Genomic DNA, 12,008 nt, shown 5'->3' with positions numbered 1-12,008 from the left:
ATCTTGATTTCTTCATCCAAAACAAGGTTTAATCCAGGAATACTTAAATCTCTCCACCCATATTAGATGAATTAGAAAGATCCCTTGTATGGGATAAAAATGGATACCATGTACAGAGACGCAGTCACTCTTTTTAGAAAGAGAGCGGGAGTTCTTAAGAACATTTTTGATCTTGTCTTTTTTAAAATTGGAAAGAAGAAAGTCTATTGCTTCTCTATCTCCATACTCAAGTAGCCTATTAATAACAAAAACCGGATATTCTTTTATATTTTTGATTTTAACATCCCAGAAATATCTTTTAAGCTCAAAATTCATATTATCGCCACAGCCCTGCACCAACCAGCACTTGCCTTTTCTACCTTTACCGGAAAACAGGCGATCTTAAAACCAAAGGGCTTTGGAATCTTATCTAAATTTGCCATCTTCTCGATGTGGCAGTATTCTTTTTCCCTTCCGGCAAAGTGTGCAGGCCAAAGAAGATTCTTATCCCTCTTTTCTATATATTCAGAGAACATTACACCCCATCCCCTGTCAAATCCAACCGCATCTGTCCCAATAATTTTTACCCCTTTTTCTACCAACCATAATGTTGCCTCCCTGCTCATCCCTGGATAATCTTTAAGGTATCTTTTATCGGGATGGAGCTTATCAGCGCCGGTCATAATAAGGACAATGTCATAGGCCTTGATTTCATAGTTTATTTTTTTTAGGCTATCTTCAATGTCTTTGGGCATAATGAGAGAGCCCTCTTCTTTGTGCCTTAAATCTAAGACAACACCATCAGAGAAGCACCATTCCAAAGGAATCTCATCGATTGTCTTTGCCTTCTTTCCTTCACATAATGGACCAAAGTGCCAGGGTGCATCAAGATGGGTTCCTGCGTGGGTGTCCATTTTTACCTCCTCAAAGGCTAAACCTATTCCCTCAGGCCATTCATTTACTTTTATTCTATATTTTCCAATAAGCCAAAGAAAAAGCCTTTTTAAGACACCCTCTTTTTTATAAAGCAATCCAGCCAGACCAAGAAAGAATGCACCCTTTTTGTGGTCTGTATAACCTATCTTTGGCTGATCATGCTCAGGGCCAATGGGAGAAAGTGGCAAGCTTAAGTCAATAATCATCGTTTATTTAATTCCAATTTACATTATATTTTACCTTAATCCCTCAAATTTGCAACAAAATTCTTGATTTCTAAAGCTCTTCTAAAAGCGGCATATCGGGGGATGCGGGATTGGGAATAACTTTACCTGTTTTGCAGTCTACCAAAAGGTCGGTATCCTCAAGGACAATCTGACCAAGCAAGGGTTTTACACCCTCCTTTTCGATGACAACCATGGATTCAGTATCTCGTCCAAGGATTTCAATTCTTAAACCAAAGGCCACATCTTTCTCCTCTATCCTTCCATCGGCATATCGGACCTTTGTTCTTCCTGAGAACTTAAGACCCAGACGCTTAACCAAATCAATAGGTAGTAACACCCGAGTAGCACCGGTGTCAATGATAGCCTCTACCTCAAGGGGCAAAGACCTGCCCTCTTTTATTTGCTCTTCTTCCCACACATTCCACATTTTGACCCTCTCAATCACCTTACCCATAATTACTTACCTCGTTTTAAAATTTTTATGGCAAGCTCAAGGTTTTCTTTCATAGATTATTCTTCCCCTTTTTATTACCATCTCTCTAAAAGCATCTGCCCCAGAATTCAAGTCATTTAAAATTTATAGCTACCCAACACCCCTTCAAAGCCACATCTATCTCCCTCCATTTTGGATGAGAAGCCCAAACAAAAGGCATTTCTTCATCTTCTCACCCTATTTTTATTTTACCACTAATCCTTTAAATTTGCAAGTAATTCTTTGCAAGGAGCCCCTTCTTCCCTTTTTTCTACAATCTCAATATACCCGGGGTATTTCTCACAAATTCCATAAATGCCAAGCCTCATTGTCTCAAGGATTGATAATGCCTCTTTTGGAGGAGGAGAGCAGAGTTTTACCTCAAGAAATCCATCTTTTTTCTTTACATCAAGCTTTAAATTAAGGTATTCTGAAAGCCCAAGAAGGGCGGTTTGTAAAATAGCAGAGACACCCGCACATATTATATCCTCTCCCCTTTTCTTATAAAATGAATGACCAGAACAAGAGAAGGAAATTATTTTTTTGTCCTTATTCCTTAAGAGCTTTATCCTAATCATAGCAAAATTATACAAAAATCCTAGACTTTTTCATACTTAATAGTTTAAGCTTTTAGCTTAAATGGTATTCTTTCATTTTTTTGCCCTTTTAGTAATCATCATATTTGCTTCGGCAATTCTTAGCTATGGCTCTGAAAGCCTTGCAAAGAGATATGGTGTTAATCTGGTTGGTTCAATCTTCCTTGCTTTAATTGGAACCCTTCCCGAGTATATGTTTGTTATCTGGGCATCAATCAAGGGAAACTATGATGTTGCTATTGGGTCAACCATTGGTGCTTGCTCTTTGCTAATAACATTGGGTTATGGCTCGGTTATCTTGGTTTCTACCACAATAAGCAGAAAGCCGGTAAAAACAATCTCCCTTTCACACAATACACATATAGATACGATTTACTTAGGGGCTACAGCCATTATTGCTCTATTCCTTATTTGGCATGGAAAGGGGCTAGACCTTAAGGATAGCATCATATTGATTTGCCTTTTCTTTGCTTATGTCATCCAAGTGGCACATCATTCCACAAAACACAAAGAGGAGGAGAGAGGAAAGAAAGAAAGTATAAAGAGGGGTTTTTTGTTTTTGATAATTGGCGGAATAATCGTATTCTTTGCCTCCCATCCATTTGTTGATGTGATGATTAAAATGTCTCATAAACTTGGGATAAGCCCGATAACTGTTGCCATCATCATTGGACCAATTGCCTCAGAAATCCCTGAAAAGCTTACCGCATATATAACGGTGATGAGAAATGGTTCTTTGGCTGAGATATCTATTTGCAATTTTATTGGAACAAAGGTAAATCACAATAGCCTCATGATTGGAACATTAGGCATTATTGGGTTTTTAAAGGGTAATTCGGAAATTACAGGAATCCTTAATCTCCAATTTCTAATGATGAGTGGTTTAACCCTATTTGCCACAGCCAATCTTTTATTAAGAAGGCTTACAAGGCTACACGGTATTATCTTTACCCTGCTTTATTTCTTGGTTGTTTTTCTAGCCTTTAAGGGAAGATAAATGGTATGGTGTTTAAGCTAATCTTTATAAAATTATGAATTTTGAATGTTGAATTTTGAATTATGATTTTCAGTAAAATTCAAAATTTCTTAAAAAGAGAATGAATTTTAACCACCTAAACATATATACAAATTCCTACAGCCTCTTTCTTGCCATATCAAGGTATTCTTTAAAGACCTCATTATTTGGCTCTTTTTCTAATGCTTTTTCTAAAACAGAAACCGCATCCTTAAATCTTCCCGCTAGACCATAGGTTGCACCTAGAACACCCATATAGCTTGCATTATTTGGGTCAAACTTAAGAGCCATCTCAAGCTCTTTTATTGCCTCATCTGTCTTTCCAGAATTGAGGTAGTACTGACCAAGGTCAGCATGGTAATATGAATAGCGATAAATTATCTCCCTTGCCCAAACCTCTTTGTTTGTTTTATCAAATACACCGCGGTAAGAAAATCTATAAGCATTCTTGGGAAGAATTGACGAAGAGATTCCAATCTTTAGCCTGTAAATAAGCCCATCCTTCTCTATTCGGTCAATATATGGCGTATCTATCCTCTCATCCTTTCTAAAGAATGTGTAATAAATGGGAAATTTGTCTTGATTGCTTTGAATAATTGCCTCCATTGTCTTCTCATACATTCCCATTATCTCCCGGCTTTCAGCCCATATCTTATCCATTGTTTTGAAAATTTCTTCTATCCTAGGGGAGGAAATCCAGGGGTGTTCTTTAATTATCTTTTCCATAAACCAGGGTCTTTGTAAAAAATGTATGGGGATTATGGCAACATCCCTTCTTGTCTCCTCGACGCATTGAAAATACCATAGAGGAAATACCTCAAGGTCAATTCTATCAAAGAGAATAGCTTTATTCTTAAGGGGTTTTAAAAGATTCCTTCCAAAATCATAGGCAAAATAATACCTTGAAAAATCGCAAGAATGGTAATTAAATAACAATGGAACAATAAACAATGGAATAAGAACAAAGGATGGCACTTTTTTAAAATGCTCAATTATATATTTCATTCCAAAGCCTATTAAAATTGAAAGAGAGAGAAATGTGGGAAGGTTATATGATTCCATATCAACCAACTCTGAAATCTTTGCATAGACAGAAAGCCCGAAATAAGAATTGACAATAATGGTAAGAAAAATAAAGAAAAAAAGCCTCCTTTCCTTAAAAAGCCTTATCGCCCCAGGGATTGCAAGGATAAGCAAAAATGAAAATTGCCTTATCACCACACCTATATGCTCACCCAGATTCTTAAAGAAGAATTGCTCAAACATTTTCTCCCTTGCCATTGCTATGGTTATATAATCAACAAATGCCTTCATTGTAATAGGAAATCCCCAATCAATCTCTGGTCTTGCTATTACTCTTATGAGAAGATAGAGATAAATTGAAAATCCAAGGAGGAATAAGAGAAAAAGGTTGAAGAGAATTTTTGGCTTAAAAATTTTTTTGTCGGTTGTAAAGACAAGGTAGAATAACGAGGGAAAGATGGTAGCAGAGAGGTTATGGTTTGAAACAGCCAATCCATAAATAAAGGCAAGGAGATAAAGATATTTCTTCTTTTTCTGTCTATGCCAGATAAGGCAAATGTAAAAGCATAGGGAGACAAAGAGGACAAATAAAGAATAAATTTTTATATAGCCTGAGATTTTCCAGAATGTGCTTGAAAATGCAAAGATAAGGGAGGAGGAAAAAGCAATATATTGGTCTTCCCCTCTTTTAGAGGGGTGTCCCGAAGGGACGGGGTGTTTTAGAATATGTTCTAAAAGGAGAAATGAGATAAAAATTGCACAGCTTGAAATTGTAATGGTAATAAAGCCCATCCTCATTGCAATGTTTGAGATTGGGATATAGGCTGCAAGCTTTGTAATGATTGTATAGAGGCAATAGCCAGAGGGATGGGCAAGACCAAAGATGTATCCACAGGTTACATGGTCTCCCGAATCACCAAATGTAAGGGTGGGAGATAGGGTTTTTAGATAGACAATAAAGGGGATAAAGAAGGCAAAGAGCGATAAAATTCTTTTCATAGCTTACAAGCCATTACAATGGCATCCTCCCTATCTTCATAATAACCCTTTCTTACCCCTCTCTCCTTAAAATTGTGCTTATGATAGAATGAGATTGCAGAAATGTTTGACCTTCTTACCTCAAGGAACATCATTTCTCCTTTTTTTACCTTTGCCATTTCTATAAGATGTAATAAAAGAAAAGAGCCAATACCCCTTCTTCTGAACAATGGATGAATGGCAAGATTAACCAGGGATACTTCATCTTCTATCATCCTAAATCCACCATATCCGATAATTTTTTCTCCCTCTTTTGCCACATAAAAATTCCCATTTTTCATTTCCTCCTCAAACATCCCTTTTGTCCAGGGGTCTTTGAATGACAAATTTTCTATCTCTAGCACCTCTTTTAGGTCATTATGGGTAAGCTTATGGATAGATACACCCGTCATTTATCTTTCCCTTTTTAAAGTATTCAACCCCAAGAAATGCAATGTTTATTGAAAGGGGTATATTTTTGAAAGAAAGGGCAAAATGGGCAAGGTTTCCAAGGCCTTCTCTTATTAGGTCTTTATAAAGCAAGGCACCATCACCTAGAAAAATGGTTTCTTCCCTGATTAAGGGGAATAGGTCATCTATTGTGCAGGTTATATAATCAGAAATCTTTCTCTTTTTCTTATATAAGGCTGTATAAATCCTTTTTCTCTTTGCATCTATGATTGGACAGACCTGCCTTTCATCCTCAATAAAATGAAAGGATAGGCCATCAAGGGTAGCAACAGAGACAACAGGAATATTAAGACCCTTTGATATACCATATCCAAATGCCATGCCTGTCCTTAAGCCGCTAAATGAGCCTGGTCCAGATGAGACAGCAATAAGCCCTATATCAGAAATGGATGTATTTGAAATGGAAAGGAGGTGCTTGATTTCTAAACCAAGCCATTCTCCATAATTTAGAACATTTGAGGAAAATATAGAGGATGCAATGATATTTTTTTCGTTCACAATGGCAATACTTCCAATTGGGGTTGATGTCTCTATTCCTAATGCCTTCATTAAAATATTTTACCTTACTTGCCTAATCAAAAGCAATAATGATATAATTTTAAAAGGCGCCTGTAGCTCAAATGGAAGAGCATCTGCCTTCTAAGCAGATGGTTGGCCGTTCAAGTCGGCCCAGGCGTGGTTTCAAATGATTAAAAAATATAAGGATTTTCTCAGAGCAAGGCTTGATTTATATAAAGAGATGTATGAAAGGGGGTTTCAAAAAGAGAGGGTTTTCAAAATGCTTAAAGATTTTGAAGCCTCTCTTAAAAAGCATAATCTTTTGGCAAGCAAAGTTTTTTATCCATATGGTTATATCCCTTTTTGTCATTTGAAGAGGCCCAAAAAGACCTTGAGGAGAAGACGAGATTAAAGAACTTACCCCAAAAATTGAAAAGATTGAGGATATAGAAATTCCCTTTGCTGGGCTTTCTACAATGATTGAACTTAAAAAGGGCTTAAGGGAGATTCACCTAAAAGATAGGCTTTTCCTTGAGGGAAAAAGAAGGTTTTTAGAAAAAGGCTCTTGCTAGAAATGAAAAGGGCTCTTCAAAGAATAATCCTATTTGGATTGATAATCTATAGCACTTTTGCAACTACCTCTACATCCTTGCAAGTAGGAAGTATATGCCTTGGAATCCTTGGTTTAATCCCCTTGTTTTTTCTTGATTACAAAAGGCTTAAGGGGATTCCATTTAATCTCCCCATTCTATGCTTTATTATAGCCCTTATTCTCTCGAGTCTATTTTCCCAATCCCCTATGGCTTCCCTTCTTAAAACAGAGTCAATTGCAAGAAAGATTTTGGTCTATTATCTTGTAACTATTGGGGTCTCTGAGAGCAAATGGGCAAAGAGGCTTATCTATCTGACCCTAATTGGAGCAGGAATAGGTGCAATATATACATTTGCAATAGAAGCATTTCACTTAAGTGAAAAGAGATTATCTTTTAATCGCAGCTTGGGGGGAGCCTGTGGAATGCTTGTTCCTCTTGGGATTTGTATGTGTTTTATCGCCTCCTTAAAGGTTCAGAGGATTGGTTTTTCTGTCATCTCCTTTTTTCTTCTTATCCTCCTCCTCCTTACCTCTACAAGGGGGGCATATTTTGGCGTGATTATAGCTATTATATTTATGTCTCTGTGGGAAAAAAGGGTATTACTCTTTCTTTTGATTTTTTTGCTATTTAGCTTTATCCTTCCTATTAACCAGAGGTTAATCCAAACATCCAATCCCAACTACTTTCCAAACTTAGAAAGGATATATATCTGGAAAGAGGGATTAGAGATAATTAAAGATAATCCTTTATTTGGTATAGGACCAGCAGGCATTGAGACAATCTACAAGGGTAATCGCCAGATCCGTCACTATCATAACAATTTCTTGGAGATAGGTGTAAAGGGAGGGTTATTAAGTTTATCTGCGTTTATCTGGCTATTGGTTGCAATTATAAGGTTTTGTTTCAAAGCCCTTAAGAATGAAGAGCATTTTGTCTTAAAATTTGGTCTTTGTGCCTCCCTCATCGACTGGCTTGTCCATAGCTTGGTTGATACGACATATGTGGGAAATTTGGGTTATCTTTTCTGGTTTCTTCTGGGGCTTTTTGTGGTAATCAATAGAGAAAATGGAGCCTAAAAGAATCCTCCTTATCCAATTAAGAAAGATTGGCGATTGTTTATTGACTACACCTGCGGTTAGGGCAATTAAAAATAGGTTCAAAAATGCAAGGGTTGTATTTCTCACTGAGGCTCCCGCAAATGAAATATTTGAAGAAAACCCATATGTAGATGAGGTATTGGTTTATAACCGAAGATGGAATTTGCTTGAATATATAAGCTTTATTTTAAGGCTTCGCAGGATGAAATTTGACCTAGTGATTGATTTTTTTTCAAATCCCAGGAGCGCTTTAATAACTCTCTTAACCGGAGCAAAGACAAAGGTTGGTTGGAATTTTCGAGTAAGGTCTTTTGTCTATAATGTAAAGGTTTCCTTAAGTGGTGACAAAAATCGCTATTCTTGCCTTGATAAATTGGATTTATTGAAACCCCTTGGAATATATGAAGAAGATTGTAGGCTTGAATTTTTTTGCAAAGATGAAGAGCCAAAGAGAGCAAATGGCTTTATTATTGGTCTTTGCGCGGTTGCCTCTATGGAATACAATCGCTGGCCAGCGGAGAGATTTGGATTTATTGCCGATTCCTTAATTGAAAAATACAGGGCAAAAATAGTTTTGCTATATGGCCCGGGTGAGGAATCTTATGCACTTGAAGTAAAAGAAAAAATGAGGTTTAAAGAAAGTGTTTTTGATTGCCAGGTTTTCTCCCTAAAAAAGGCAAGGGCGGTAATTAAAGGGTTTAATCTTTATATTGGATGCGATAATGGATTAAAACATATTGCTACATCATGTGATATCCCAACCGTCATTGTCTTTGGAAAGACAAACCCCTATAACTGGACACCACCAAATAATCGGCTGCACCGATTTATTGAGTATGACCCTGGTTGTAAAGAAAAGTGTAATGTGAAAAAATGCAAGGATTATCTTTGTATAAAGGGTGTAGATAAGACAAGATACCTTGAAATAATTGAAAAAACAATCAATGAACTCAATCTCTTGCATCGTAATCACCTATAACGAAGAAAAAAATATAAGGGATTGCTTGGAATCTGTTAAATGGGCAGATGAGATTGTAATCGTTGATTCTGGCTCAAATGACAAAACCCTAGAGATTGCCAAAGAATATACCGACAAGATATTTCAAAAAAAGTGGCAAGGGTATGGGCCTCAGAAGGAATATGCCAGGCAATTGGCAAGCCTTAATTGGGTATTAAGCATTGATGCGGATGAGAGGGTAAGCCCTGAATTAAGGGAGGAGATAATATTATTAAAGTCAGAAGTCAGGAAGGAGGAGGCTTATTATATTCCCAGAAGGCTATTTTTTCTGGGGAAATTCTTAAGATTTGGGGGATGTTCTGATAAGCAGATAAGGTTATTTAGAAAGGAAAAAGCTAAGTTTTCTGATGATATAATCCATGAAAAGGTAATTGTGGATGGAAAGATAGGGAAACTTAAAAACCCAATTTTGCATTATAGCTATAAAGATATTAGCGATTATTTTGAAAGGTTTAATCAATATTCAACATTGGAGGCAGAAAAAAAAGTCAAAAGTCAAAAGTCAAAAGTCAAAAGTAAAGGATTGGTATTGGTTTTTCAGGTAATTCTTTGTGTTTTTGATTTTATAAAGAGGTATATCTTTAAATTAGGCTTCTTGGATGGAATCCCAGGCCTTCTCTGGGCATTGTTTTCATCCTTTCATCGGCTTATAAAGTATGCAAAAATATGGGAAAAAGACAAGATGACATTACAAAAATGATTTAAGGTTTTAGATTTTAGTCTGAAGATTTATGCAAGATACTGCTATTACGGTTAATGTTAGCTAACGATATGTTGTATGATAATATTTTTTTTATCTTTTAGGTATTGAGCAGGGGTTTTATCTCCCAAACTCCTAAGCCTTTTATTTTGATTATAGTCATCAACAAACTCTAATAGCTTACTATTTATTATACTCTTATATTTTGTCAAGGAGGTTATTTTTTATATTCTTAATGGCTAAAGTTGTACGAGCATTCTTATGAATTTTAATCTGCATACGCTACATATTTTATCAAATAATGTAGCGTTAGGCAACAAATTAGCTATGACATTTATATCGTAAACCCTGATGGGACAAATCTACAAAGGCTTACCGATACCCCATATATAATCAAAGACCCAAGTTTAATCATCCAACTTTTGGGAATTCGTCCTTTAACCAAAACATCCTTTGGAAACCTAAGTGGAAAGATAAGCTCAGGAACAACTGGGATTAGTGGAGTAAGGGTTAAGCTATTAAAGGATGGGATACCCATAAGAACTGATATGTCAGGTAATGATGGTTCATTTATGATGGAAAATATCCCCATTGGAATGTATATGGAACTAAGCTAATATTTGTAAAGGGATAATTATATTTATACCATAAACCTTGATGGAACAGATGAAACAATGGTAGGAGAGGGGGAATATCCTGCATTTTCTCCCCGTGGTCAAGAGATTGCCTTTGCCAAACAGGGTTCTGACTATGAGATATTCCTAATGAACAAAGATGGAACAAACATTAGGCAACTAACCAGCAATGAAGTAGATGATGTTGAGCCTCTCTTCTCACCCAGTGGAGAAAGAATTGCCTATTCCTCAGGAAACATTATCTATTTAATGCGAAGGGATGGAAGCAAACAAACAAAGGTAGTGGAGGGAACAAGGCTGGTATTCTCTCCCGATGGAAATTCCCTTGCCTTTCTTTACTTTATAGTATCTTCCATTACTTAGTGCAAAAATAGATAGGGTTGTGTTTATCTGTTAAAAATTCATCCACCTTTTAAGAAATTTTGAATTCTAAATTTTGAATTTTGAATTGAAGGTTTAAGTTTTATAAAATTTTTTCCCTTTTAATTCAAAATTCAACATTCAAAATTCATAATTTTATAAAGTTTTCCTTAAGATTATCTAAACACATACATTTTGTAAAGCGTTATGGAATTAACTATAATACTGCCTATACCCTAGACCTAGAAACCTTAGAGCTTGAGCAGATAAAGGGAATAGATATGAGGGAAATAAAGAAAGAAGAAATAAAAGGCTTAAGGCAAATAGAAGAAAAGGTAAAGGGAATATTCTGGTCTTGTGGAAGTGTAGAGAATAAGCTACCGGTTCCAATTATAACTGGAAGATATACTGGCTATGAAGGAATGCCAATAAGCTTAGATGGCTCAAGCTCTTATGACCTAGATGGGACAATTACAACCTATATCTGGGAGATAGATGGAATATCCTACGATGGCTCAATGACAACCATTGTAATCGATGATGACTACATTGGCTCTTTAACCTTAAGGGTAATTGATAATGATCAGGGAGAGGCAGAAACACAAACAACCATAACTATACTAAACTTAAATCCCCAAATAACCCTATCCTCTCCAAGCCAGGGAAAGGTAAACTACCCAATCCAATTTATCGCAGAGGTATTTGATACAGACCCTATAACCTTTCTCTGGGACTTTGGTGATTTAGGAACATCAAGTGAACAAAACCCAACCCATACCTATACAAATGTAGGAATTTATCCAATCCCTCTAATCGCAACTGATGATGATGGAGGAAGCACAAGTGCAACTGCAATAATTACCATAAGTGAAGTAAAGCCAGAGATTGAAATAGCCCCCAAATCAGGCTATATAGGAGAAATAATAACCATTACCGGATTAGGGTTTGGAGGTTCGGGATTGGTAAGCATTGACTTTGGCACCCATCTTACAATCACAACCACAATAAGCAATGCCAATGGCACCTTCTCCACAACCTTTATGGTCAACACCCAACCCCCTTGCACAAAGATAATTACTGCAAGGGATGCTTACGGAAACTATGCTACCACAATCTTTAATCTTCTTCCCCAAAACCTTCCCGACCTTATCGTAGAAAAGATAAAGGTCTCTCCATCCCATATTATAAAGCAATACCAAAGGGTAAGAATAACTGCATTTATTAAAAACATTGGAAAAGCTGAGGCTAATCTTATCAAAGTAATCTTCCTGGATGAAAATAACCAGATTAAGGGAACAAAGACAATTGGTCATTTATTCCCTGGACAAACTCAAGCAAGATTTGTAATCACAAGACCAAAAACCATTGGAA

The 12,008-nt window shown here is 36.4% G+C and carries 13 protein-coding genes and 1 tRNA gene; 8 read left to right on the top strand and 6 right to left on the bottom strand.

What is annotated here, in order from left to right:
- Nucleotides 1-311: 311 nt before the first annotated feature.
- From AB1397_02560 to AB1397_02550, 3 genes are all read right to left on the bottom strand, one after another.
- Nucleotides 312-1,121, bottom strand: coding sequence for a cyclase family protein (locus tag AB1397_02560; protein MEW6481873.1), 810 nt, complete (start codon nt 1,119-1,121; stop codon nt 312-314).
- A 70-nt stretch (nt 1,122-1,191) separates the two neighbouring features.
- A complete protein-coding gene (locus AB1397_02555) occupies nt 1,192-1,596 on the bottom strand; it encodes a retroviral-like aspartic protease family protein (GenBank protein ID MEW6481872.1) in 405 nt (134 codons plus the stop codon).
- Nucleotides 1,597-1,829: 233 nt separating this feature from the next.
- Nucleotides 1,830-2,192 carry a ribosomal-processing cysteine protease Prp gene (locus AB1397_02550; protein MEW6481871.1) on the bottom strand — a complete coding sequence of 121 codons (363 nt, stop codon included), beginning with the start codon at nt 2,190-2,192 and terminating at the stop codon, nt 1,830-1,832.
- Between the two features lie 61 nt (nt 2,193-2,253).
- Here AB1397_02550 and AB1397_02545 point away from each other — a divergent pair, with 61 nt between their 5' ends.
- On the top strand, nt 2,254-3,207 hold the full coding sequence (locus AB1397_02545) for a hypothetical protein (GenBank protein ID MEW6481870.1): 954 nt from the start codon (nt 2,254-2,256) through the stop codon (nt 3,205-3,207).
- Nucleotides 3,208-3,342: 135 nt separating this feature from the next.
- Here the strand turns inward: AB1397_02545 and AB1397_02540 are convergent, their stop codons facing one another.
- The 3 genes from AB1397_02540 to tsaB are packed head-to-tail and all read right to left on the bottom strand — an operon-like array spanning nt 3,343 to nt 6,285.
- Nucleotides 3,343-5,247, bottom strand: coding sequence for a DUF2723 domain-containing protein (locus AB1397_02540; protein ID MEW6481869.1), 1,905 nt, complete (start codon nt 5,245-5,247; stop codon nt 3,343-3,345).
- Nucleotides 5,244-5,678 (bottom strand): ribosomal protein S18-alanine N-acetyltransferase, encoded by a 435-nt coding sequence (gene rimI, locus AB1397_02535; protein ID MEW6481868.1) that lies wholly within the window; start codon nt 5,676-5,678, stop codon nt 5,244-5,246. Before rimI ends, AB1397_02540 begins: the two co-directional genes overlap by 4 nt.
- Nucleotides 5,656-6,285 carry a tRNA (adenosine(37)-N6)-threonylcarbamoyltransferase complex dimerization subunit type 1 TsaB gene (gene tsaB, locus AB1397_02530; protein ID MEW6481867.1) on the bottom strand — a complete coding sequence of 210 codons (630 nt, stop codon included), beginning with the start codon at nt 6,283-6,285 and terminating at the stop codon, nt 5,656-5,658. Before tsaB ends, rimI begins: the two co-directional genes overlap by 23 nt.
- Nucleotides 6,286-6,341: 56 nt before the next feature.
- Between tsaB and AB1397_02525 the strand changes: the two genes are divergently transcribed.
- The 7 genes from AB1397_02525 to AB1397_02495 all read left to right on the top strand — a co-directional run.
- Nucleotides 6,342-6,414, top strand: a tRNA-Arg gene (locus AB1397_02525).
- Nucleotides 6,415-6,808: 394 nt separating this feature from the next.
- On the top strand, nt 6,809-7,903 hold the full coding sequence (locus tag AB1397_02520) for an O-antigen ligase family protein (GenBank protein ID MEW6481866.1): 1,095 nt from the start codon (nt 6,809-6,811) through the stop codon (nt 7,901-7,903).
- Nucleotides 7,893-8,903 (top strand): glycosyltransferase family 9 protein, encoded by a 1,011-nt coding sequence (locus AB1397_02515; GenBank protein MEW6481865.1) that lies wholly within the window; start codon nt 7,893-7,895, stop codon nt 8,901-8,903. Before AB1397_02520 ends, AB1397_02515 begins: the two co-directional genes overlap by 11 nt.
- Nucleotides 8,869-9,642, top strand: coding sequence for a glycosyltransferase family 2 protein (locus AB1397_02510; protein ID MEW6481864.1), 774 nt, complete (start codon nt 8,869-8,871; stop codon nt 9,640-9,642). Before AB1397_02515 ends, AB1397_02510 begins: the two co-directional genes overlap by 35 nt.
- A 422-nt stretch (nt 9,643-10,064) precedes the next feature.
- Nucleotides 10,065-10,259 carry a hypothetical protein gene (locus AB1397_02505; GenBank protein ID MEW6481863.1) on the top strand — a complete coding sequence of 65 codons (195 nt, stop codon included), beginning with the start codon at nt 10,065-10,067 and terminating at the stop codon, nt 10,257-10,259.
- A gap of 57 nt (nt 10,260-10,316) precedes the next feature.
- Nucleotides 10,317-10,640 (top strand): hypothetical protein, encoded by a 324-nt coding sequence (locus AB1397_02500; protein ID MEW6481862.1) that lies wholly within the window; start codon nt 10,317-10,319, stop codon nt 10,638-10,640.
- A gap of 278 nt (nt 10,641-10,918) precedes the next feature.
- Nucleotides 10,919-12,008 (top strand): PKD domain-containing protein (locus tag AB1397_02495; protein MEW6481861.1); only part of this gene is annotated, 1,090 nt, incomplete at its 3' end.

This window comes from bacterium, assembly GCA_040756715.1.
Taxonomy (GTDB): Bacteria; UBA9089; UBA9088; order UBA9088; family UBA9088; genus JBFLYE01.
The sequence above is the reverse complement of the archived record's forward strand: the minus strand, read 5'-3'. Positions and strand labels throughout refer to the sequence as shown.

Coding starts and splice junctions, on each gene's coding strand:
- rimI (MEW6481868.1), bottom strand. CDS start 5,678: ATGACGGGTGTATCTATCCATAAGCTTACCCATAATGACCTAAAAGAG.
- AB1397_02520 (MEW6481866.1), top strand. CDS start 6,809: ATGAAAAGGGCTCTTCAAAGAATAATCCTATTTGGATTGATAATCTAT.
- AB1397_02510 (MEW6481864.1), top strand. CDS start 8,869: ATGAACTCAATCTCTTGCATCGTAATCACCTATAACGAAGAAAAAAAT.
- tsaB (MEW6481867.1), bottom strand. CDS start 6,285: ATGAAGGCATTAGGAATAGAGACATCAACCCCAATTGGAAGTATTGCC.
- AB1397_02550 (MEW6481871.1), bottom strand. CDS start 2,192: ATGATTAGGATAAAGCTCTTAAGGAATAAGGACAAAAAAATAATTTCC.
- AB1397_02560 (MEW6481873.1), bottom strand. CDS start 1,121: ATGATTATTGACTTAAGCTTGCCACTTTCTCCCATTGGCCCTGAGCAT.
- AB1397_02515 (MEW6481865.1), top strand. CDS start 7,893: ATGGAGCCTAAAAGAATCCTCCTTATCCAATTAAGAAAGATTGGCGAT.
- AB1397_02555 (MEW6481872.1), bottom strand. CDS start 1,596: ATGGGTAAGGTGATTGAGAGGGTCAAAATGTGGAATGTGTGGGAAGAA.
- AB1397_02545 (MEW6481870.1), top strand. CDS start 2,254: ATGGTATTCTTTCATTTTTTTGCCCTTTTAGTAATCATCATATTTGCT.
- AB1397_02500 (MEW6481862.1), top strand. CDS start 10,317: ATGGTAGGAGAGGGGGAATATCCTGCATTTTCTCCCCGTGGTCAAGAG.
- AB1397_02540 (MEW6481869.1), bottom strand. CDS start 5,247: ATGAAAAGAATTTTATCGCTCTTTGCCTTCTTTATCCCCTTTATTGTC.